The organism is Pseudomonas sp. Pse79 (genome assembly GCF_024519615.1).
GTDB classification, from domain to species: domain Bacteria; phylum Pseudomonadota; class Gammaproteobacteria; order Pseudomonadales; family Pseudomonadaceae; genus Aquipseudomonas; species Aquipseudomonas veronii.
Map to the genome: position 1 here is coordinate 196405 of NZ_JALJRR010000008.1, position 23025 is coordinate 219429.

Below are 23025 nucleotides of genomic sequence, written 5' to 3' on the forward strand. Positions count from 1 at the left end.
TCCACCCCGAACACTTTGCGAGGACTTGAAATGAGCAGCGCCGCGCCGATCCTGCTGACCCCAGGCCCCCTGACCACCTCTGCCCGCACCCGCCAGGCAATGCTGGTGGACTGGGGTTCATGGGATGAGCGCTTCAATCAACTGACCGCCAGCGTCTGCTCGCAACTGCTGGCGATCCTCAACGGCGCCGCCACTCACCATTGCGTGCCGTTGCAAGGCAGCGGCACCTTCGCCGTCGAAGCAGCCATCGGCACCCTGGTGCCACGCAACGGCAAGGTGTTGGTGCTGATCAACGGCGCCTATGGCAAGCGCCTGGCGAAGATCTGCGAAGTGCTCGGCCGCGATTTCAGCACCTTTGAAATCGCCGAGGACGAACCCACCACCGCCGCCGACGTCGACCGCCTGCTGCACGCCGACCCGGCCATCACTCACGTCGCGTTGGTCCATTGCGAAACCAGTACCGGCCTGCTCAACCCGCTGCCGCAGATCGCCCAGGTGGTCAAAGAGCATGGCAAGCGCCTGATCGTCGACGCGATGAGTTCCTTCGGCGCGCTGCCGATCGATGCCCGCGAAGTACCGTTCGACGCCCTCATCGCCGCCTCGGGCAAGTGCCTGGAAGGCGTGCCGGGCATGGGCTTTGTCTTCGCTGAAAAACACGCGCTGGGCGCCGCCCAAGGCAACTGCCACTCCCTGGCGCTGGACCTGTTCGAGCAGCACGAGTACATGGCCAGGACCGGCCAGTGGCGCTTCACCCCACCGACCCACGTGGTCGCCGCGCTGCACGAAGCGCTGCTGCAATACCACGAAGACGGCGGCCTGCCCGCGCGCCTGCGACGCTATGCCAACAATTGCCAGGTGCTGCTGGACGGCATGGCCGAACTGGGCCTGCGCAGCTTCCTGCCGGCGGCGATCCAGGCACCGATCATCGTCACCTTCCACGCGCCGACAGACCCGCGCTACCAGTTCAAGGCGTTCTACGAACGGGTCAAGGCCAAGGGTTTCATTCTGTACCCCGGCAAATTGACCGAAGTGGACACCTTTCGCGTGGGCTGCATCGGCCACGTCGATGCGACCGAGATGCGCGCGGCGGTCGCGGCCATTGCGCAGGCGCTGCACGCGATGCAAGTGCTGGACATCTGATTGCCCTTTTTACCCCCAGGATCTGAACCATGAACTATCAACACCCCAATACCCTGCAGGCTGTCATCCTCGACTGGGCCGGCACCGTGGTCGACTTCGGTTCGTTCGCGCCGACGCAGATTTTTGTCGAAGCCTTCGCCGAGTTCGGCGTACAGGTCTCCATCGAAGAAGCCCGTGGCCCGATGGGCATGGGCAAATGGGACCATATCCGCACCCTGTGCAACCAGCCGCAGGTCGCCGAGCGTTACCGCCAGGCGTTCGGCCGCACGCCCAGCGACGAGGACGTGAGCGCGATCTACCAGCGCTTCATGCCGCTGCAGATCGAAAAGATCGCCGAGCACTCGGCGCTGATCCCCGGCGCCCTCGACTGCATCGCTGTGCTGCGTGCGCAAGGGCTCAAGATCGGTTCCTGTTCCGGCTATCCCAAGCAAGTGATGGACAAGGTCGTCGCGCTGGCCGCCACCAACGGCTACGTCGCCGACCATGTGGTCGCCACCGACGAAGTGCCCAACGGCCGCCCATGGCCGGCGCAGGCGCTGGCCAACGTGATCGCCCTGGGCGTTGACGATGTGGCGGCATGCGTCAAGGTCGACGACACCGTACCGGGCATTCTCGAAGGCCGTCGCGCCGGGATGTGGACCGTGGCGCTGACCTGTTCCGGCAACGCCCTGGGCCTGACCTACGCGCAGTTCCGCGCCCTGGACAGCGCCGGCCTGGCCCATGAGCGCACGCGTATCGAAGCGATGTTCGAAGGTTCGCGCCCGCACTACATGATCGACACCATCAGCGACCTGCCAGCGGTGATCGCCGACATCAACCAGCGCCTGGCCCGCGGTGAAATGCCGCAAAGCCACTGATCGAGGTCAACTCAACGGCATTCGCGCCGAGCAAACCCTGCAAAACAGGCTTACAGTAAAAGGACTTCGTCGCCAAAGAACGGAGGTTTGCCCTGATGAGTGAGGAATCAAGCGATGCCGTGGAAAAATTCCGATTCACGTTACAGCACCATGTCGATTGCGTTGCACTGGTTGATGGTGGTGTTGCTGGCGGTGGTCTACGCCTGTATTGAGTTTCGCGGGATCTTCCCCAAAGGCAGTGGTGGGCGAGCGCTGATCGTGGAAATGCACTTCATGTTCGGCCTGACCGTGTTTGTGCTGGTCTGGCTGCGCCTGTTTGCCCGCTCGCTGGGGGTCGCACCGAAAATCGTACCGGCACCGCCTCAATGGCAGAGCCTGCTGGCGACCCTGATGCACTTTGCACTGTATGCCTTCATGATCGGTATGCCGATCGCCGGCTGGCTGATCGTCAGCGCCCAAGGGCATTCCGTGATGTTCTATGGGGTCGAGTTACCGCCCCTGATCGGCGAAAACAAGGACTTGTCCAAGCAGATCAAAGACTGGCATGAGCTGGGCGGCTCCATCGGTTATTGGTTGATCGGCCTGCATGCCGTGGCGGGTCTGTACCACCACTACTTCATCCGCGATAACACCGTGTTGCGCATGCTGCCCAAGCGTTAGGCAGCCAACCCTCGGCGGCCTTGCAAGCCGCCGGTGTGGACGAAGATCAGACGCGTGCCGGGAGGGAAGCGTCCGGCTTCGACCTGTTGCTTCAACGCCAGCAGTGCCTTGCCGGTATAGAGCGGCTCCAGCGGCAGGCCGCAGGCCCGTTGCGTGGTCTCGATAAAGTCGAGCAACCACGGGTCGACCTTGGCGAAGCCGCCCCGGCTGGCGTCCAACAACGCAAAGCCGTCCTGCACGATGGCGCGCACGTTCTGCGCCACGCCGTGATCGTCCGGCACCGCCATTGCACCGTACACCGGATGTCTCCCCGCCTCGGCCAACGCCAGCCCGGCCACAGTCGTGCCGGTGCCTGCCGCCAGCCACCATGCGTCGTAATCGTCCCACCCCACGTTGCTCAATTGCGCACGCGCCTGCTCGACCAATACGCCGCAACCCAACGCCCCGGCGATGCCCCCGCCGCCTTCGGGCACCGGGTAGAGATGGGGATAATGTTCGCGCCACGGCTGCCAGAAACCGGGTTCATGCCGCGCGCGGTAGCCGCCATAGCCCAGCCAATGCAACTGCATGCCGAAGGCTTTCAGATCGAGAACGGTGGGTGTGTCTTGGGGATGGCCGCGCAACAGGCCGACGGTGGGAAAATCAAAACGCTTGCCGGCCGCCGCCAGCGCATGCAGGTGGTTGGAGTACGCCCCGCCGAGGCTGATGATCCCGTCGGCACCGGCCTGTTGCGCCAGGGCCAGGTGTTCGCTGAGCTTGAACCACTTGTTGCCGCTGATCAGCGGGTCGATGCGGTCCAGGCGCAGCACGGCCAATTCGACCCCGTTCAGCCAATCCAGCGGCAGCGGTTCCAGGGGCGCATGGGGGAGCCAGTCGAAAGGGCCCATCGGCGCAAGTCCGTATGAAAAAGGGGCAGTAGTCTAACACTGCCCCTTCTCGGCGTTTTACAACTCAGCTGCCAGGCGCGAGCCCTGGTTGATGGCGCGCTTGGCGTCGAGTTCGGCGGCGACGTCGGCACCGCCGATCAGGTGCACGTTCTGGCCCGCAGCGACCAGGCCGTCCTGCAATTCGCGCAACGGGTCCTGGCCAGCGCAGATCACAATGTTGTCCACCGCCAACAACTGCGGCTCGCCCTCGGCGCCGATGCGGATATGCAGGCCCGCGTCGTCGATCTTCAGGTACTCGACGCTGTTGAGCATCTGCACCTGCTTGTTCTTCAACCCGGTGCGGTGAATCCAGCCGGTGGTCTTGCCCAGCCCGTCGCCAACCTTGGAAGCCTTGCGCTGCAGCAGGAACACCTCGCGCGCCGGCGGGTGCGGTTGCGGCTTGATCCCGGCGACGCCGCCACGCGCTTGCAACTGCGTGTCGATGCCCCACTCTTTCCAGAACGCATCGCGGTCCAGGCTGGTGGACACGCCCTGATGCACGAGGAATTCCGACACGTCGAAGCCGATACCGCCGGCACCGATCACCGCGACGCGCTTGCCCACGGGTTTGCGCTCGAGGATCACGTCGAGGTAGCTCAGCACCTTCGGGTTATCGATGCCCGCAATTGCCGGCGTGCGCGGGGCGATACCGGTGGCGAGGATGATCTCGTCGTACCCGCCTGCCGTCAGTTGCGCGACGTCGACGCGGGTGTTGAGGCACACCTCCACATGGGTGGTCTGCAATTTGCGGTTGAAATAACGCAGGGTCTCGAAAAACTCTTCCTTGCCCGGTACGCGCTTGGCGATGTTGAACTGGCCACCGATCTCGCTGGCCGAATCGAACAACGTCACCTGATGGCCGCGTTCGGCCGCCACCGTGGCAGCGGCCAGGCCCGCGGGACCGGCGCCGACCACGGCGATTTTCTTGATCTGTTTGACCGGCAGGTAGTTGAGCTCGGTCTCGTAGCACGCGCGCGGGTTGACCAGGCAGGTGGTCAACTTGCCGCCGAAGGTGTGGTCGAGGCAGGCCTGGTTGCAGCCGATGCAGGTGTTGATTTCATCGGCACGACCGGCCGCGGCCTTGTTGACGAACTCCGGGTCGGCGAGGAACGGCCGCGCCATCGAGACCATGTCGGCATCGCCTGCGGCGAGGATCTGCTCGGCAATCTCCGGGGTGTTGATGCGGTTGGTGGTGATCAGCGGGATCTGCACCGCGCCGCGCAATTTGGCGGTGACTTTACTGAACGCGCCCCGCGGCACCTTGGTGGCGATGGTCGGAATGCGCGCTTCGTGCCAACCGATCCCGGTGTTGATGATGCTCGCACCGGCCTGCTCGATGGCCTTGGCCAGTTGCACGATTTCTTCCCAACTGCTGCCGCCTTCCACCAGATCGAGCATCGACAGGCGGAAGATAATGATGAAGTTCGGGCCGACGGCTTCGCGCACCCGGCGCACGATCTCCACCGCCAGGCGCATGCGGTTTTCGTAGCTGCCGCCCCAACGGTCGGTACGGTGGTTGGTGTGGGCGGCGAGGAACTGGTTGATGAAGTAGCCTTCGGAACCCATGATTTCCACGCCGTCGTATTCGGCGGACTGCGCCAGCAGCGAGCAGGTGACGAAATCCTGGATCTGTTTCTCGATGCCCGCTTCGTCCAGTTCCTTGGGCTTGAACGGGTTGATCGGCGCCTGGATCGCGCTCGGTGCCACCTGCTTGGGGCTGTAGGCATAACGGCCGGCGTGGAGGATCTGCATGCAGATCTTGCCGCCGGCTTCGTGTACGGCGCGGGTCACGATCTTGTGCTTCTGCGCCTCTTCGTCGGTGGTCAGCTTGGCCGCGCCGGAATACACCCCACCTTCATCGTTCGGGCCAATGCCACCGGTGACCATCAGGCCCACGCCGCCACGGGCGCGCTCGGCGAAGTAGGCCGCCATGCGTTCGAAACCGCCCGGTTTTTCTTCCAGCCCCGTGTGCATCGAGCCCATCAGGGTACGGTTGCGCAAGGTGGTAAAACCCAGGTCCAACGGGGCCAGCAGGTGCGGGTACGCAGCAGCGGTCATGGTCAAGCTCCACAACGGATCATCACGGGACGTGGCACGCTCTTACGGCTTGCCATCGGTTTATGTCCCACAGACTAAGAGGCGTTCGGCTAGCACTCAATGACCGAAACTGACAAGTTATTGATCCAAATGCACAGCGCCCCTTGGCAAGCCGAGCCGCGGGCCCTACCCTAGTCGCGAACCCTGCACTCGGTCCGTTGTCTGTTTCCCCATGCGTAAACTTCTCGCTTTTACCGTCACCCTGGCGCTGGTTGCCGCCGTCGCCGCCTATCTGGTCTGGACCCAGGAACGCCCCGTGGCGCATTACCTGTCCGACCTGCGCATCACCCTGGCCGTCAACGAAGGCCAGCCTGCCGATCGCGGCAACCTGCTGGGCATTCAGCCGGAGCTGTTCCCTGGCGACTACCAGAGCCTGGAACGCCTGCACCTGAAGCTCGCGGCCTACCTGCAAACGGCGCGAAATCAGGGGCTGATCAATGAAAAAACCATCGTGGTGCTGCCAGAACACATCGGCACCTGGCTGATGCTCAGCGGCGAAAAAAACGAGCTGTATCAGGCGACCCACCTGAAAGATGCGATGAACTGGCTGTCGATCAGCAACCCGCTGCAGTTCATGCGCGCCTGGATCAGCGCCACCGGCGACAACCGCATGGACGACGCATACTTGCGCATGAAAGCCCCGGCAATGGCGCGGGACTACCAAGTGCTGTTCGGCGGCCTGGCCAAGGAGTTTGGCGTGACCCTGGTGGCCGGTTCCATCGCGTTGCCCAACCCCAGCGTGAGCGAGGGGCAACTGCAGGTCGGGCATGGCGCGCTGTACAACGCCAGCCTGGTATTTGCGGCCGATGGCCTGCCCCTGGGCCAGCCGCAGCGTCAGCTCTACCCGATCTACGACGAGCGCGGCTTCATTGCGCCCGGGGATGAAAACACCGTCAGCGTGGTCGACACCCCGGCCGGACGCCTGGGCATCCTGATCGGCAGCGACAGCTGGTACCCGGACAACTACCGCAAGCTCAATGAGCAAGGTGCAAGGTTGATCGCCGTCCCCGCGTTTGTTATCGGCCGCGACACCTGGGGCCGCCCTTGGCGCGGCTTCAAAAGCGTGTCGACGCCCGCGGAAATCAGCCTCAAACCCGAAGAACTCAGCGAAGGCGAAGCCTGGCGGCGGCTGACCTTGATCAGCCAGCCGCCCATCAGCCAGGCCATCGCGGGCATGAGTGTGTTTCTGCGCGGGCAGTTCTGGGACCTGGGCAGCGCCGGCCAGAGCTTTCTCAGCAGCAACGGCCAGATGTTCGCCGACGGCGACGCCCGTGGCGCGCGCTTGCTGAATATCTGGCTGTAACGCCGTGAAGCCGGTACGCCTGGGGGATCTGTCGGTGGGCTTCGTGCACACCCTGGCCGACGCCATCAGCAGCCACGGCCTGGACCCGCAACCGCTGTTGCTGCAATACGGCCTGGACCCGCTACGGCTCGCCGAAGCCGGCGCGCGCTTGTCGATCCCGCGTTACATGCGCCTGGGCCATGCCGCCATTCAACTGACTGGCGACCCGGGCCTCGGCCTGCGCATGGGCCGGTCGAGCCGCTTGAGCCAGGCCGGCCTGGCCGGCGTCACGGCCGCCCAGGCGCCCAACGTGCGCGAAGCGGCCCGCACCCTCACGCGCTTTGAAGCGCTGTACGGCTCCAACTATCGCGGGCAGTCGAGCTTTCATGAAGACGCCGAAGGCGCGTGGCTGCGTTTCTACTCCATCAGCCCGTACAACGCCTATAACCGCTTTGTGGTCGACTCGATCATCGCCGGCTGGCTGCACCAACTGTCGAGCCTGGCCCAGCAGCCGGTACAGGCGCAGCGCATCGAGATCGAATTCGAAGCACCTGACTACAGCGAACAATACAGCGTGCTGGGTGACAGCCCGGTCCACTTCGGCGCCGAGGCCAATCAACTGCGCCTGAGCCAGACAACCCTGGCGCTGCGCAACCCGGAGCATTGCCCGAGTACCTGGCAACTGCTGTTACAACTGTGTGAAAGGGAGTTGGAGCAGTTGACCCGCACCCGCAGCCTGCGCGAGCGCATTACCCGCTTGCTCGGGCCGATGCTCAATGGCGGCCGGGAACCCGACCTGGAAGAAGTGGCGGCGCGCTTGAAGCTGCCGACCTGGACCCTGCGCCGCAAACTGGCCGATGAAGGCACTCAGTTCCGGGCGATCCTCAACGATACCCGCCGCGACCTGGCCATGACCTATATCCGCGATACGGAACTGGCATTCGGCGAGATCGCCTACTTGCTCGGTTTTGCCTCGGCCCAGGCCTTTCAACGGGCGTTCAGGCGATGGAACAACCAGACCCCAGGGGAATTTCGCCGCAGTCAGCGGCAATCCGCCTGAAGCCGGTCTTACAGCTCAGTAGCGTCGTCGGCAGGGTCCAAAGGGTCCCACTCAAAGGCCTGGTACTCCAGCAGTTCTTCTTGGTAATCGTCCATGGTGAACTCCTTTTTGAGTTGAAAGCAGCCGCAGGTAAATGACCTGCACAGCCAGCCTAATGTGCCGTGATGACGGAAAAATGTCGGTGTCATGACGTTCCTGCACGTTCAGATTAAACGTAGCAGCGTTGTGCGGATTTAGCACTGGGTCATCGAAAAACAATTGCAATTGCAATTATAAGTCGATTTCCCTTAGGGTAAGCCTCCCTTGCCGAGGAGTCAGACCGATGATTGCCACCACCGCGCACGCCGCACAGCTTTGCTGTGATGCGTTGAACCAGGCCGGACATACACGAAGTTCGCCATTGCATACCGTCATGAGCATGGCCAACACCCTGGAAGCCAGCCGGCAGGCCTGGGTGATTCGCGGCCAGTCCCGTTCCCGGCGCGTGGGCAGTTGGCCCGTCTGGTTTGCGCGCAAAACTGCGGAAAAACCGTTGCTGTACCTGCACAGCGCGGTGTCGTCGGCACAACTGTGTGCCTTGTCGGCCGAGACGGCACAGCGCGGCATCCTGTGCAACGACATCGAAACCCAACCCTCGGCCTGGCCCAAGGGCGCACAGCCTTCTCTCCCGCTGTGGCTGGCGAGCAATCCGCATTGCACCCCCTACGATCCTGCCACGGGTGAGGAAGTCCGGGCGATCGTGCTGGCGGGACTGCGCACCTTGTATATCGACGGCAAGCCCGGGTTTTACTACCTGGCGCTGCATGACGACGACAACGCAGTACCGTTGACCGAGCAGGACCGTGAAGATGCGCTCAAGGGTATGTATCCGCTCCAGCGCGATGCCCCAGGGGACGTGCGCTTGCTCGGCGCAGGTCGGGCGCTTGAAGAGGTCGTGCAGGCCAAACGCTTGTTGGCAGAGGACTGGAATATCACCGCGCAGCTGTGGAGTTGCCCCAGCTACACGCGGCTGGCCCGAGAGGCCGCGGCCGCCGAACGCTGGAATCGCCTGCACCCCACCGCCCCCAGACGCAGCAGCCACTTGCGCGAGTGCCTGGCCGGGAATGCCGCACCGGTGATTGCAGTGACCGGCTATGCACAGCCGATTGTCGACCCGTTGGCGGCTTACGTGGATGCGCGGTTCGTGGGGCTGGGCGCGGGCTCGGTGCAGGCATCGGCGCCCAGTCGTTATTGGATTGCGGTGTCTGCATTGAGCGCCCTGGCGAAAGACGGGCTCATCGCTGCACAGCAGGTCGAACGGGCGATGAAGCGCTACTCACTGCAATGAGCCGGAATGCGAACAACGGCGCAAGGGGCTTGCTCCCGACAGCGGCGGGTCAGTCGACAGCCGTCTGCTTTCGGGGCCCAGTCATCTTCCACGTTGAATCGTCGTGTCTCAGGATTTGCGCCGGCTACGGACCTGCACACCGGCCTCCATCGCCAACCCGGCAGTACGTTCCAGGGCTTCGGCAAACCCCTGGCGCTGCTCCGGTGCGATCTGCGACAGGAACAGCTCATCCACCGTGCTTTCGTAGATGCCCCACATCTTTTTGCGCAACACCCGGCCGGCCTCGGTGATCGTGGCAAACGCGGCACGGCCGTCGCCGTCGGAGCGGGAGCGCACCACCAGGCCGTCTTTTTCCAGGCGGTCCACCAGGCGCGTCAGGTTGTAGCGCTCGATGGCCAGCACATCGGCCAATTCATGCATGCGCCGAGTACCTTCGGGGCCGCTTTCCAGGCCCCACAATGCGTCGTACCAGGCGTAGGGCGGCAGGTCGGCCGCAGCCAGGCGCCGCTCGATTTCACGGATGACCGTCCTGTGGGCCCTGACAAAACGGAACCAGACATCAGGCTCTTTCGACGACATGCAACACCATCCGGGGAATTTCAAGAAGGTTGCAATAGTAGCTCATCCCGCGCTAGATTCAGACATGTAGTTGCAATTGCAACTATATGTGCGCCGCTCCCACAAGGAGCTCGCTGCTTGATATTCGCCGACCCTGGAGCCTCACATGACCCCGAATACCGCAGTAAGACTGGACGACGACCCACAGGAAACCCGCGAATGGCTGGAAGCCATCGAATCGGTGCTGTCCACCGAAGGCCGCCCGCGTGCCCACTACCTGATCGACCAGTTGCTGGATTTCGACGTGGCGCAACATGGTGACGTCTACGGGCGGGTAACCACGCCCTACATCAACACGATCCCGCTGGACCGCCAGTTGCCCTACCCTGGCAACCTGGCCCTCGAACGCCGCACCAGTGCGTTTATCCGCTGGAACGCCATGGCCATGGTGCTGCGCGCCGGTAAACACTCCGGCGTCGGTGGGCATATCGCCACCTACGCGTCGGCCGCCGTGCTGTATGACGTCGGCTTCGACCACTTTTTCCGTGGGCGTACCGACACCTTCGATGGCGATCTGGTCTACATCCAGGGCCACTCCTCCCCCGGCATCTACGGCCGCGCGTATCTCGAAGGCCGCATCAGCGAGGCTCAGCTCGACAACTTCCGCCGCGAAACGGGCGGTGCTGGCTTGTCGTCCTACCCGCACCCACGGCTGATGCCGGATTTTTGGCAATTCCCCACCGTGTCCATGGGGCTCGGACCGATCACCGCCGCCTACCAGGCGCGCTTTATGCGCTACCTGGAGTTGCGTGCGCTCAAGCAGCACCAGGGCCGCAAGGTCTGGGCGTTCCTCGGTGATGGCGAAATGGACCAGCCGGAATCCCTGGCCGCCATTTCCCTGGCCGGGCGTGAAAAACTCGACAACCTGATCTTCGTGGTCAACTGCAACCTACAGCGCCTGGACGGCCCAGTACGCGGCAATGCCAAGGTGATCCAGGAATTCGAAAGCCTCTACCGCGCGGCCGGCTGGAATGTGATCAAGGTAATCTGGGGCGGCGGCTGGGATGCGCTGCTGGAAAAAGACCAGAGCGGGCTGCTGCGCCAACGCATGATGGAGTGCGTGGACGGTGATTATCAGAACTACAAATCCCAGGACGGCGCCTACGTGCGCGAACATTTCTTCGGCAAATACCCGGCGTTGCTGGCATTGGTTGCGGACCTCTCAGACGAGGACATCTGGAAACTCTCACGCGGCGGCCATGACCCGGACAAGGTCTATAACGCCTATGCTGCCGCCATGAGTCATTCAGGCCAACCCACGGTGATCCTGGCGAAAACCGTCAAGGGCTTCGGCATGGGCGAAGCCGGCGAAGGCCAGAACATCAACCATCAGCTGAAAAAAATGGGCGCCGACGCCGTCAGAGCGTTCCGTGATCGCTTCGGCCTGGAAGTCCCCGACGAGCAGTTGGCTGAAATTCCTTACCTCAAGCCGGCTGCCGACAGCGAAGAGGCGCGCTACTTCGCAGCCCGGCGCCAGGCGTTGGGCGGCTACGTGCCGGCGCGCCACAGCGCCGTCGAGTCGCTGCAGATTCCTGAACTGAGCGCTTTCGCGACCCAGCTCAAAGCCACCGGCGAGCGCGCCATCTCCACCACCATGGCCTTTGTGCGGATCCTCGGCACACTGCTCAAGGACCCGCACCTGGGCAAGCTGATCGTGCCCATCGTGCCGGACGAATCACGCACCTTCGGCATGGAAAGCCTGTTCCGTCAGATCGGCATTCACTCCGCCGTCGGCCAGCTCTACACCCCACAAGACGCCGGGCAACTGAGCTACTACAAAGAGAGCAAAGACGGACAGATCATGCAGGAAGGTCTGAATGAGTCCGGTGCGATTGCCTCCTGGATCGCGGCGAGTACGTCCTACAGCAACCATGCTCTGATGACCGTGCCCTTCTACATCTTCTACTCGATGTTCGGCTTCCAGCGCGTCGGCGACCTGGCCTGGGCGGCAGGCGATGCCCGGGCACGCGGCTTCCTGCTGGGTGCCACGGCCGGGCGCACCACCCTGATGGGCGAAGGCTTGCAGCACGATGATGGGCATAGCCATATCCTGGCGTCGGTGATTCCGTGCTGTGTATCGTATGACCCGACTTTTGCCTACGAACTGGCGGTGATCATTCGCGAAGGCATGCGGCGCATGTATGTCGAGCAGGAGGACATTTACTACTACATCACCCTGCTCAACGAGAACTACCCGCACCCGGCAATGCCCGAAGGCGTGGAAGAAGGCATTCTCAAGGGCTTGTATCCGCTGAGCACACACCAGCAGGCACAGGTGCAATTGATGGGCAGCGGTTCGATCCTGCGGGAAGTGATTGCCGCGGCAGCGTTGCTCGACAAGGATTTCGCCGTACACAGCAGCGTATGGAGTGCGCCCAGCCTGACCGAGCTGCGCCGTGACGGGCATGAAGCCGAACGCTGGAACCTGTTGCACCCGGAACACGAGCCGCGCTTGAGTTACGTCGAGCAATGCTTGGCCGGGCATACGGGTCCGGTGCTGGTGGCCACTGACTACATGAAGCTGTTCGCCGACCAGATCCGCCCCTTTGTGCCGAACCGACGCTTTGTAGCGCTGGGCACGGACGGCTTCGGGCAGTCGGATACTCGGGAGGCCTTGCGCGAGTTCTTCGAGGTGGACCGGCATTTCATTGTGCTGGCGGCACTGAAGGCGCTGGCCGATGACGGGCTGATAGGTCGCGAGAAAATCAGTGAGGCGATCAGTCGCTACGGGATCAATGTCGACAAGACCAATCCCGTAGCGGTCTGACTCACTGCGCGGGCGTCGGCAGGGGCGGAATCGCCTCTGTCGGCGGCGGCAGGTCCGGCGTGGTTGGCGCAGGTGCCGGTGCCGGCGCAGGGCTCGGTTCTGCCTGCGGGACGATCGGCGCAGGCTCCGGTGCCGGTGTAACCGGCGTCGAGACGGCCGGCGCTACAGGTTCTTCCTTCGGCGCTGGCACCTTCTCCGCTGCCGGGGCAACTTTGGGTTCCGGCACCCCCAGTTCAGCCTTGGGCTGTTCGGGAATATGTTCGGTCTTCTTCACCTCTTGGGGCAGGAACACATCCACCAGTGCGAAATAGCGCTCGTAGAACTTCGGCGCCGAGACAGTCTCACTCGCCACCTTCACCATCGAGTCGTCGGTGGAGCCGATCGGCATCGACACCGAGCCCAGCACACCCACACCCAGGCTGGCGGAGTTGTTGACCTTCTTCAGCGCATAACGATCCTGCAGGGCGTTGGCAAACATCGTCGAGTGGCTTTTACCTTTGCCATCATTGGCACACACCACATTGAAACTGATCTGCATGTGAGTTTCGCCGGTCTGCTGGAAACTCTTGTTACCCACCACCAGCTTCGGATCGCTGCTGGTGATGATGTAGCCCTGGCTCAGCAAGGCACGGCGTGCGGCCTCGCACGCGGCGATGTCACTGACCGGGTAATTACGGGAGAACGTACCGGAGTCGTCGAAATTCTCGTGCTCGTAAACAGCGGTCTTGGGTGACGAGCAGCCCGTGGCGCCCGCCAACACCAGCGCCAACCCGAGGCTACGCAAGTGAAATGATGTCGACATTGAAAATCCTGAGGAAAACGGTCTGGGCGGTATTGTGCAACAGAACGAGGCCTTGGCGCGCGCATTCCTGTCGATAAAACGTCACAAGCCTACACAGCGGTGCCTGCAGGGAAAAGCCCGGCGCACATATGGTCAATAAACACGCGCAACTTGGCAGATGCATGACGACTTGACGGCCACAGTATCCAGAAACTGCCACGGTGTTCGAGATAATCATCCAACACCCGTAGCAAGCGCCCCTGCCCCACGGCCTCGTTGACCATGTAGTCGGGCAGACAGGCGATGCCCAATCCCTCGTGTACCACATGGTTGAGGGACTCAATGGTGGTACTGACCAGCGGTGTACGCAAGGTCGGTTCGGCGGCGCCCGGCAGGTGACGCAACGGCCAGTTTTCCAGCTTGCCGGTGGCGCAGAATTTGTGCCGCAGGCACGCGTGATCATTGAGATCCTGCGGTTGCTGCGGGGTGCCGTGTTGAGCGAAGTAGCCCGGCGTGCCCACAAGCACCAACTGGTAATAGCCCAGATGCCGCGCCATCAAGCGCGAATCTTCGGGCTTGCCTGTGCGAATCACCGCATCGAAACCTTCCTCGATCACGTCCACCATGCGGTCGGAAAAATCCACATCCAACTCGATATCCGGGTAGGCGCGCATAAAGTCGCTGAGCACCGGCATCAACAAGCCGCGTACCTGCGGCAGGCTGACGCGCAACTTGCCGCGCGGCGTGGCGCTGGCGTCCGTCAATTCCTGCTCGGCCGCCTCGACCTCGGCCAGAATGCGCCGCGAACGCTCAAGAAACAGCGAGCCTTCGCTGGTCAGGGTGATACTGCGCGTGCTGCGGTGAAACAGCCTGACGCCCAGGCGCTCTTCCATGCGCGCGATACTTTTGCCCACGGCCGACGACGATACCCCCAGCACGCGACCGGCGACGGTGAAGCTGCGCGTCTCCGCCACCTGCACAAATACCGACAGGCTGCTCAAGCTGTCCATGATCACGTCTCGACTGATTACGGACACATACGTCCGCTAAGTTCGGAACCTTAGCCTGTTTTTCCGCACAGCACAGCCCCTTACTCTGCCGCCTTGCCCCTTTTATATGGATAAAGCGTCATGAGCGACAACCCTTCACTTACCCGTTGCCCGGCGAACACCGAGCCTGACGTGCTGCCGCTGGGAGGCTTGTTGGCCCTGGCTTGCGCGGGTTTTATCACCATCCTCACCGAAGCCATGCCTGCGGGGCTCTTGCCGCAGATGGGCGCAGGCCTGGGTGTGTCGCCCGCCCTGGTTGGCCAACTGGTCACGCTCTACGCACTCGGATCATTGCTCGCGGCCATCCCCTTGACACTGCTGACGCGGGGTTGGCGCCGACGCCCCCTACTGCTGGTGGCCATTGCTGGCTTCGCCCTGGTCAACAGCGTGACGGCCGTATCCAGCCACTACGGGCTGACCCTGGTAGCGCGCTTTTTCGCCGGGGTATTCGCCGGGCTGCTTTGGGCCCTGTTGGCGGGTTACGCCAGTCGTATGGTCGCCCCTCACCTGCAAGGCCGGGCGATTGCCATCGCAATGCTTGGCGCACCGCTGGCCCTGACCCTGGGCGTGCCGGCCGGCACCCTGCTGGGCACCCTCGTTGGCTGGCGCTTGAGTTTTGCGATCATGACCGGGCTGACGTTGGCATTGCTGCTCTGGGCGCGCTGGCAACTCCCGGACTTTGCCGGCCAAGCAGCACAACAGCGCCTGGGCCTGCGCCAGGTGATGAGGTTGCGCGGTATTCGTCCGGTGCTTTGGGTGACCTTTACCTACGTGCTGGCCCACAACATTCTCTACACCTACATCGCCCCCCTGCTGGAGCCCGCCGGCATCCAGGCCGATATCGACCGGGTACTGCTGGTGTTTGGCCTGACGGCGTTGTTGAGCATCTGGCTGGTGGGCCTGCTGATCGATCGATGGCTGCGCCCGTTGGTGCTGTTCAGTTGCATGCTGTTTGGCCTGTCGGCGCTGGCGTTGGCGTTCTGGATCGACTCGCCGGCGATCATCTACATCGCCGTCGCGGCCTGGGGGCTGGCATTCGGTGGCCTACCGGCCTTGCTGCAAACCGCCCTGGCCAAGTCGGCGGGCGAGTCGGCGGACGCCGCGCAGTCGATGCTGGTGACGGTATGGAACCTGGGTATTGCCGGTGGCGGTCTGGCGGGCGGGTTGTTGTTGCAGAGCTGGGGCGTGCTCGCGTTTCCCTGGGCGGTAGTGGCGTTGATGTTGCTGGCCCTTTGCAAACGCCCATGAAAAAGCCCCCGGTCTTTTCAGGCCGGGGGCTTTTTATTCAAACCGAGATCAGTACTTCTTGATCTCAGCCTTGGTTTCCAGCTGCTTGCGATACGCCGCGAAATCCTGCTGCCCAACACGGGAAGCGAGGAAACGACGGTATTGCGCCTTCTCATCGTCCGATGGAGCCGCCGCTTCGGTGACGCCGTTCAAGCGCACGATCACCAGGCTGCCATCAGCGAGGGTCACGGTGGTGAAGGTCGGCTTGTCCTTGGACGCAGGCTTGGGCATGCGGAACAAGGCTTGCAGCACCACCGGGTCGATCGTTTCCTGGCTACGGGTAGCCGCTTCGGTGACTTTCCAGGCCTGGCCATCAACGGGCTGGTTCAGCGGGGTCTTGCCATCACGCAAGCTGGCGATCAACTCGTCAGCGTGAGTCTTGGCGGCCGCGCTGGCGCGTTCCTTGGTCATCTGGGTGCGGATCGCCGCTGCCACGCTTTCCAGCGGCAGTTGCGTAGGCTTCAGATGCTCTTTGGCCCGCAGCACGATGATGGTTTCCGGGTCGAGCTCGATGGCGGTGCTGTTGGCACCCTCATCCAACACTTCCGGGCTGAACGCGGCAGTGACCACGGCACGGTTGGCCGCGACACCCTCACCGCCTTCGCGACCAAACGGCGCAGAGGTGTGAACGGTCAGCTTCAGATCGGAGGCCGGCTGAGCCAGGTCGGAGGCTTCGAACGCCGCATCTTCCAATTGCTTGGTCGCTTCGACAAAACGCTGTTCAACCTGTTGGTTCTTGAGCTCGTGGGTCAGCTTATCTTTCAGGCTGGCGAACGATGGCACTTCTGGCGCTTCAACGCCCAACAGCTTGATCAGGTGCCAACCGAAGGTGCTGCGCACCGGTGCCGAGACCTGGTCCTTATTCAAGGCGTACAGGGCAGCTTCGAAGTCCGGATCGTAGACGCCAGGACCGGCAAAACCAAGGTCACCGCCATTGCTGGCCGAACCCGGGTCCTGGGAGAACTCCTTGGCCAGGGCTTCGAACTGCTCACCCTTGGCCAGGCGCGCCTGGATTTCCTCGATCTTGGCCTTGGCTTGGGCGTCGGTGACCTTGTCGTTGACTTCAATCAGGATGTGCGCGGCACGACGCTGCTCAGCGAGGTTGGCGGTTTCTTTCTCATACGCTGCCTGCAGTTCATCGTCCTTGACGGTGACCTGGTCGAAGAAAGACGACTTCTTCAACTCCAGATAGTCGATGACCACCTGGTCCGGGGTCATGAACTCTTTGGCGTGCTGGTCGTAGTAAGCCTTGACCTCGTCGTCGGTGAGTTTCACCGCCGCAGGGTTGGCCTTGATATTGACGGTGGCGAAATCGCGGGTCTGTTTTTCCAGGCGGGCGAATGCCAGCACCTGCGCGTCAGTCACGAAGGCGCTGCCGAGGATGCCCAAGCGAGTCTGCTCGATCAGCATTTGCTGGGTCATCATCTGACGGAACTGCAGACGGCTGTAGCCCAGTTGACGGATCACCTGGTCAAAACGCTCGGCGTTGAACTTGCCGTCCACCTGGAACTCCGGCGTCTGCAGGATCACTTGGTCCAACGCGGCGTCAGAGAAGGCAAACTTGGAATCAGCGGCACCTTGCAGTACCAGCTTGCGATCGATCAGGCTCTTGAGCGCCGCGTCGCGCAGCAGTTTTTCGTCCAGCAGGGAAGCATCGAAATCCTTGCCCATCTGTTGCATCAGTTGGCGACGTTGCATGTCGACGGCCTGGCTCAGTTCGGTCTGGGTGATTGCTTCACCGTTGACCTTGGCCACGTCCTGCTTGGTGTTGGTCGAAGCCTGAAAAATAGCCTCGATACCGGTGAACGCCATCAATGCGACGATGATCCCGATAATGGTCTTGGCAATCCAGCCTTGTGAATTGTCCCTGATATTTTGCAGCATGCGTCCCCCAGAAACGGTTGAACTTCAAAAATTGGCAACCGTGGAGCGTGGGTAGAGTCCGGATAGAAGAAAGGCGCATCCGAGGATGCGCCTTCTCTCGTAACTGGCGGAGCGGACGGGGGTTAGAACCCACACCCCCGGCGTGGTGACCCGATGGATACGTGGGTCAGCTGCCGCTCCGCTGCCAGGCCAGACCTGCGTCGGACCCGGGTAGGCAAAGGCTTGATCGAGGCTTAGTTAACGGCTTCTTTCAGGGCTTTACCGGCTTTGAAACCTGGTTTCTTGGCAGCAGCGATTTGCAGTGCTTTGCCAGTCTGTGGGTTACGGCCAGTGCGAGCTGGGCGGTCAGTCACAGAAAAAGTACCGAAGCCTACCAGTACCACCGAATCGCCGGCCTTCAGAGCGCCAGTGACGGATTCGATTACTGCGTCCAGCGCACGGCCAGCAGCAGCTTTCGGGATATCAGCGGATGCGGCGATAGCATCAATCAGTTCCGACTTGTTCACTCTAAGTCCCCTTATATATCTATTGAGTATGATTCTAAGTTTTTTGGTGAAAGCAAAAACCAGTGCTGAATGGCCTACAGACACTTAAGAGCCGCTTTATAACAAGGGCTCTAAAAAGCTGTCAAGGAAGCCCCCAGGCTTTAACGCATTAATGCGTGCTAATTCTTTCCTTGGAATCAGACTCGCGCTTTTCGTCCTTCGCGACTATCTCCGGAGCCACATCCGGCAAGGGCTCCGGCGCGTATTGCAGCGCAATTTGCAGGACCTCGTCAATCCATTTAACCGGTTTAATCTGAAGATCTTGCTTGATATTGTCAGGAATTTCCTTCAAGTCGCGGACATTCTCTTCAGGAATGATCACGGTCTTGATTCCACCCCGGTGTGCGGCGAGCAATTTTTCTTTCAGACCACCGATGGCCAATACCTGGCCACGCAGGGTGATTTCCCCGGTCATGGCCACATCGGCGCGTACCGGAATGCCGGTCAGGGCCGATACCAAGGCCGTACACATGCCTACGCCAGCGCTAGGGCCGTCTTTCGGGGTCGCCCCCTCCGGCATGTGGATATGGACGTCGTGCTTCTCATGGAAGTCCAGGGGAATCCCCAGGCTCCGGGCGCGGCTGCGCACCACGGTCTGCGCGGCGGTGATGGATTCGACCATCACGTCACCCAGGGAACCGGTCTTGATCAATTGGCCTTTGCCCGGGATCACCGCGGCTTCGATGGTCAGCAATTCGCCACCCACCTGGGTCCACGCCAGGCCAGTCACCTGCCCTACCTGATCCTGCTGTTCCGCCAACCCGTAGCTGAATTTACGCACGCCCAGATAGTGCTCCAGCACATCGGCCGTGATCTTCACCGAGAAGCGTTTTTCCAGCGCATGTTCCTTGACCGCCTTGCGGCAAATCTTCGCAATCTGGCGCTCAAGCCCCCGTACACCGGCCTCGCGGGTGTAGTAACGCACCATATCGCGGATCGACTCGACCTCGAATTCGATCTCGCCTTTCTTCAGGCCATTGGCCGAAATCTGCTTGGGCGCGAGGTATTTGACGGCGATGTTGATCTTCTCGTCTTCGGTGTAACCCGGCAGACGAATCACCTCCATCCGGTCCAGCAACGCTGGCGGAATGTTCATGGAGTTGGAGGTACACAGGAACATTACGTCGGACAGGTCGTAGTCGACTTCCAGGTAATGGTCGTTGAAATTGTGGTTCTGCTCCGGATCGAGCACTTCGAGCAAGGCCGATGCCGGATCGCCACGCATGTCGCTGCCCATTTTGTCGATTTCATCGAGCAGGAACAGCGGGTTGCGCACGCCGACCTTTGTCATCTTTTGAATCAATCTTCCTGGCATCGAACCGATATATGTGCGGCGATGACCACGGATTTCCGCTTCATCACGCACGCCGCCAAGGGCCATTCGCACGAATTTACGGTTGGTGGCATTGGCAATCGACTCGGCCAGGGAGGTTTTACCCACACCCGGCGGACCGACCAGGCACAACACCGGGCCACGAATTTTCTTCACGCGCTTTTGCACGGCAAGGTATTCGAGAATGCGTTCTTTGACTTCTTCGAGGCCGTAATGGTCGGCATCGAGGATATCTTCGGCGCGAGCCAGGTCCAGGCGCACCTTGGTCTGAGCCTTCCACGGCACCTGCACCAACCAATCGATGTAGGAACGAACCACGGTGGCTTCGGCCGACATCGGCGACATTTGCTTGAGCTTGTTCAGCTCGGCGTTGGCCTTGGTCAGGGCGTCTTTCGGCAGGCCGGCGGAATCGATGCGCTTTTTCAGCTCTTCGATTTCGTTGTGGCCTTCCTCGCTGTCGCCGAGTTCCTTCTGAATGGCCTTCATCTGCTCATTCAGGTAGTACTCGCGCTGGCTGCGCTCCATTTGTTTCTTCACGCGACCACGGATGCGCTTTTCAACCTGCAGCAGGTCGATTTCGGCATCGAGCAGCGCCAGGACGTGTTCGACACGGGCCGGCAGGTCGATGATTTCGAGGATGTCTTGCTTCTGCTCGATTTTCAGCGCCATGTGCGCGGCCATGGTGTCGACCAGGCGGCTAGGCTCATCAATGCTGTTGAGGGAAGACAGGACTTCAGCCGGGACTTTCTTGCCCAACTGCACATACTGCTCGAATTGCGAGAGCAGGCTGCGTACAAATACTTCGGACTCGCGCTCCGGGGCCTCGACTTCGTCGATCAGTGCCACTTCGGCGCGCAGGTGGCCGTCCACCTCCATGAAGCGCTCGACCGCACCGCGCTGCTCACCTTCCACCAACACCTTGACAGTGCCGTCGGGCAGCTTGAGCAATTGCAGGACAGTCGCAACGGTACCGACGCGATACAGGGCATCTTCGCCTGGATCATCATCAGCAGGATTTCTCTGGGCCAACAGCAGGATCTGCTTGTCGCCCGTCATCGCGGCCTCGAGGGCTTCGATAGACTTCTCGCGCCCCACGAACAGCGGGATAACCATGTGCGGATAGACGACGACATCACGCAACGGCAGGAGAGGCAATTCGATGGTTGTCTTCATGATTTCGCCTCTATGACAGTTGAAAAGTAAGCATGAAACCAAGATGGGGGCTGCCGGCAAAAAAAACAAGCTCAATGCCAGCAGTTAAATGCAGGAAAAACACGCCCTTAAAACAAAAGGGGCCCCTAAAGGCCCCTTGTTGTTATGCAGCAGCCGGACGCTTACGCGTCTGGCGCAGCCTTGGCAGCCGGCTCACTGTTTTCATAGATATACAGTGGCTTGGACTTGCCTTCGATAACGCTTTCGTCGATCACCACTTTGCTCACCTCGGACTGCGAGGGGATTTCGTACATGGTGTCGAGCAATACGCCTTCGAGGATCGAACGCAGGCCACGCGCACCGGTTTTGCGCTCCAGTGCCCGCTTGGCCACTGATTTGAGTGCGTCGGTACGGAACTCGAGGTCTACGCCTTCCATTTCGAACAGCTTGGCATATTGTTTGGTCAGGGCGTTTTTCGGCTCGGTGAGGATCTGAATCAGAGCAGCCTCATCCAGCTCGTCCAACGTCGCCAGGACCGGCAGACGACCAACGAATTCCGGGATCAGACCAAACTTGACCAGATCGTCAGGTTCGACTTCACGCAGGGACTCGCCCACCTTCTTGCCTTCTTCCTTGCTGCGCACTTCCGCACTGAAGCCGATGCCGCCACGGGTGGAACGGTTTTGAATAACCTTTTCCAGACCGGAGAACGCACCGCCGCAGATGAACAGGATATTGCGCGTATCAACCTGAAGGAATTCCTGCTGTGGATGCTTGCGGCCGCCTTGTGGCGGTACGGAAGCAACCGTGCCTTCGATCAGTTTCAACAAGGCTTGCTGCACGCCTTCACCGGAAACATCCCGAGTGATCGACGGGTTGTCGGACTTGCGCGAAATCTTATCGATTTCGTCGATGTAGACGATACCCATCTGGGCCTTCTCTACGTCGTAGTCGCACTTCTGCAGCAACTTCTGAATGATGTTCTCGACGTCCTCACCCACGTAGCCAGCCTCGGTGAGGGTGGTGGCGTCGGCGATGGTGAACGGAACGTTCAGCAGGCGAGCAAGGGTTTCCGCAAGCAGGGTTTTACCCGAGCCTGTAGGACCGATCAGCAAGATGTTGCTCTTGCCGAGCTCGACTTCGTCGTTTTTCTTGTCACGCTGGTTCAAACGCTTGTAGTGGTTGTACACCGCTACGGCCAGAACCTTTTTTGCACGCTCTTGACCAATCACGTACTGATCAAGGATGCCGCTGATTTCTTTAGGCGAAGGCAATTTATGCGCGCTGCTTTCGGCCTGGGCTTCCTGCACCTCCTCACGGATGATGTCATTGCACAGGTCGACGCACTCGTCGCAGATAAAGACCGAGGGGCCGGCAATCAATTTGCGTACTTCATGCTGGCTTTTGCCACAGAAGGAGCAATAGAGCAGCTTGCCGTTGTCCTCGCCGTTGCGGGTGTCAGTCATTCGTTCGATCCAAATCCGATAGGCTTGCAACACAAGATGAAGGCTTATGCGGGCTTTTTCAAGCCCGCAGGTGATCGGACTTGCCGACCTGGCCTATTTTGAGCTGCTTATATTAAGCGGGGCGCTTGTCAATCACTGCGTCGATCAACCCGTAATCACGCGCGGCTTCGGCGCTCATGAAATTGTCACGGTTGGTATCACGCTCGATTTCTTCCAAGGTGTGCCCGCTGTGCTTGGCCATCAGCGTGTTAAGACGCTCACGAATAAAGAGGATTTCCTTGGCATGGATTTCGATGTCCGATGCCTGGCCCTGGAAACCGCCCAGTGGCTGGTGAATCATCACGCGCGAGTTCGGCAGGCAGTAACGCTTGCCTTCGGCACCTGCGGTCAGCAGGAAAGCGCCCATGCTGCAGGCTTGGCCGATGCAGGTGGTCGACACGTTTGGCTTGATGAACTGCATGGTGTCGTAGATCGACATGCCCGCGGTCACCGAACCGCCCGGCGAGTTAATGTAAAGATGGATGTCCTTGTCCGGGTTTTCCGCTTCAAGGAACAGCAGTTGCGCACAAATCAGGTTGGCCATGTAGTCCTCTACCGGCCCCACCAAAAAGATCACTCGCTCCTTGAGCAGGCGCGAGTAGATGTCGTAGGCGCGTTCGCCACGAGCGGACTGCTCGACAACCATCGGGACCAGGCCGCCTGCGGCCTGGATATCAGAGTTCTGCTGAATATAGGAATTACGGAACATGCTCTGCAGTTACTCCCAAATAGTCATGTCTTGAAAACGCATAAGC

The 23025-nt window shown here is 61.2% G+C and carries 19 protein-coding genes; 8 read left to right on the top strand and 11 right to left on the bottom strand.

The features are described 5' to 3' along the window. The first annotated feature begins 30 nt into the window (after positions 1-30). The 3 genes from NR164_RS13030 to NR164_RS13040 all read left to right on the top strand — a co-directional run bounded on the left by NR164_RS13030 (position 31) and on the right by NR164_RS13040 (position 2657). Positions 31-1140, top strand: coding sequence for a 2-aminoethylphosphonate--pyruvate transaminase (locus NR164_RS13030; protein WP_256822829.1), 1110 nt, complete (start codon positions 31-33; stop codon positions 1138-1140). 29 nt (positions 1141-1169) lie between these two features. Continuing rightward, positions 1170-1997, top strand: a complete 828-nt coding sequence (gene phnX, locus NR164_RS13035) for a phosphonoacetaldehyde hydrolase (protein ID WP_256822830.1) — start codon at positions 1170-1172, stop codon at positions 1995-1997. 114 nt (positions 1998-2111) lie between these two features. After that, on the top strand, positions 2112-2657 hold the full coding sequence (locus tag NR164_RS13040; RefSeq protein ID WP_256822831.1) for a cytochrome b: 546 nt from the start codon (positions 2112-2114) through the stop codon (positions 2655-2657). Here the strand turns inward: NR164_RS13040 and NR164_RS13045 are convergent. Then, a complete protein-coding gene (locus tag NR164_RS13045) occupies positions 2654-3544 on the bottom strand; it encodes a 1-aminocyclopropane-1-carboxylate deaminase/D-cysteine desulfhydrase (protein WP_256822832.1) in 891 nt (296 codons plus the stop codon). The two genes, NR164_RS13040 and NR164_RS13045, sit on opposite strands and share 4 nt — an antisense overlap. A gap of 57 nt (positions 3545-3601) precedes the next feature. Next, positions 3602-5641 carry an NADPH-dependent 2,4-dienoyl-CoA reductase gene (locus NR164_RS13050; RefSeq protein WP_017848135.1) on the bottom strand — a complete coding sequence of 680 codons (2040 nt, stop codon included), beginning with the start codon at positions 5639-5641 and terminating at the stop codon, positions 3602-3604. A 211-nt stretch (positions 5642-5852) separates the two neighbouring features. Between NR164_RS13050 and NR164_RS13055 the strand changes: the two genes are divergently transcribed. Together NR164_RS13055 and NR164_RS13060 are read left to right on the top strand one after the other, a co-directional pair. Next, a complete protein-coding gene (locus NR164_RS13055; protein ID WP_256822833.1) occupies positions 5853-6983 on the top strand; it encodes a carbon-nitrogen hydrolase family protein in 1131 nt (376 codons plus the stop codon). Between the two features lie 4 nt (positions 6984-6987). Continuing rightward, on the top strand, positions 6988-8022 hold the full coding sequence (locus NR164_RS13060) for an AraC family transcriptional regulator (protein WP_256822834.1): 1035 nt from the start codon (positions 6988-6990) through the stop codon (positions 8020-8022). 8 nt (positions 8023-8030) lie between these two features. Here the strand turns inward: NR164_RS13060 and NR164_RS13065 are convergent, their stop codons facing one another. Beyond that, on the bottom strand, positions 8031-8210 hold the full coding sequence (locus tag NR164_RS13065) for a hypothetical protein (RefSeq protein ID WP_126585751.1): 180 nt from the start codon (positions 8208-8210) through the stop codon (positions 8031-8033). A 134-nt stretch (positions 8211-8344) separates the two neighbouring features. Between NR164_RS13065 and NR164_RS13070 the strand changes: the two genes are divergently transcribed. Beyond that, a complete protein-coding gene (locus NR164_RS13070) occupies positions 8345-9349 on the top strand; it encodes a pyruvate dehydrogenase (RefSeq protein ID WP_079444228.1) in 1005 nt (334 codons plus the stop codon). 108 nt (positions 9350-9457) lie between these two features. Here NR164_RS13070 and NR164_RS13075 read toward each other — a convergent pair whose 3' ends face one another. Continuing rightward, entirely contained in the window at positions 9458-9928 is a 471-nt protein-coding gene (locus NR164_RS13075) for a MarR family winged helix-turn-helix transcriptional regulator (protein ID WP_108525050.1), read from the bottom strand. Positions 9929-10073: 145 nt separating this feature from the next. Here NR164_RS13075 and aceE point away from each other — a divergent pair, with 145 nt between their 5' ends. Then, complete coding sequence (gene aceE / locus NR164_RS13080) at positions 10074-12734, top strand: pyruvate dehydrogenase (acetyl-transferring), homodimeric type (RefSeq protein WP_177032379.1); 2661 nt, start codon at positions 10074-10076, stop codon at positions 12732-12734. Between the two features lies 1 nt (position 12735). Here the strand turns inward: aceE and NR164_RS13085 are convergent, their stop codons facing one another. Further along, the gene (locus tag NR164_RS13085) at positions 12736-13536 is read right to left on the bottom strand and encodes a DUF2242 domain-containing protein (protein ID WP_057004463.1); all 801 of its coding nucleotides are present in this window, start codon (positions 13534-13536) and stop codon (positions 12736-12738) included. Between the two features lie 89 nt (positions 13537-13625). Further along, entirely contained in the window at positions 13626-14525 is a 900-nt protein-coding gene (locus NR164_RS13090; RefSeq protein ID WP_046382850.1) for a LysR family transcriptional regulator, read from the bottom strand. A 120-nt stretch (positions 14526-14645) separates the two neighbouring features. Here NR164_RS13090 and NR164_RS13095 point away from each other — a divergent pair, with 120 nt between their 5' ends. Then, positions 14646-15812, top strand: coding sequence for an MFS transporter (locus tag NR164_RS13095; RefSeq protein WP_256822835.1), 1167 nt, complete (start codon positions 14646-14648; stop codon positions 15810-15812). Between the two features lie 48 nt (positions 15813-15860). Here the strand turns inward: NR164_RS13095 and NR164_RS13100 are convergent, their stop codons facing one another. From NR164_RS13100 to clpP, 5 genes are all read right to left on the bottom strand, one after another. After that, positions 15861-17735 carry a SurA N-terminal domain-containing protein gene (locus tag NR164_RS13100; protein ID WP_057004465.1) on the bottom strand — a complete coding sequence of 625 codons (1875 nt, stop codon included), beginning with the start codon at positions 17733-17735 and terminating at the stop codon, positions 15861-15863. Positions 17736-17968: 233 nt separating this feature from the next. Continuing rightward, on the bottom strand, positions 17969-18241 hold the full coding sequence (locus tag NR164_RS13105) for an HU family DNA-binding protein (RefSeq protein ID WP_003174819.1): 273 nt from the start codon (positions 18239-18241) through the stop codon (positions 17969-17971). Between the two features lie 148 nt (positions 18242-18389). Next, positions 18390-20786, bottom strand: coding sequence for an endopeptidase La (gene lon / locus NR164_RS13110; protein ID WP_046382847.1), 2397 nt, complete (start codon positions 20784-20786; stop codon positions 18390-18392). A 161-nt stretch (positions 20787-20947) separates the two neighbouring features. Next, complete coding sequence (clpX, locus tag NR164_RS13115; protein WP_017848146.1) at positions 20948-22231, bottom strand: ATP-dependent Clp protease ATP-binding subunit ClpX; 1284 nt, start codon at positions 22229-22231, stop codon at positions 20948-20950. 112 nt (positions 22232-22343) lie between these two features. Beyond that, the gene (gene clpP / locus NR164_RS13120; RefSeq protein WP_017848147.1) at positions 22344-22979 is read right to left on the bottom strand and encodes an ATP-dependent Clp endopeptidase proteolytic subunit ClpP; all 636 of its coding nucleotides are present in this window, start codon (positions 22977-22979) and stop codon (positions 22344-22346) included. Positions 22980-23025 lie beyond the last annotated feature (46 nt).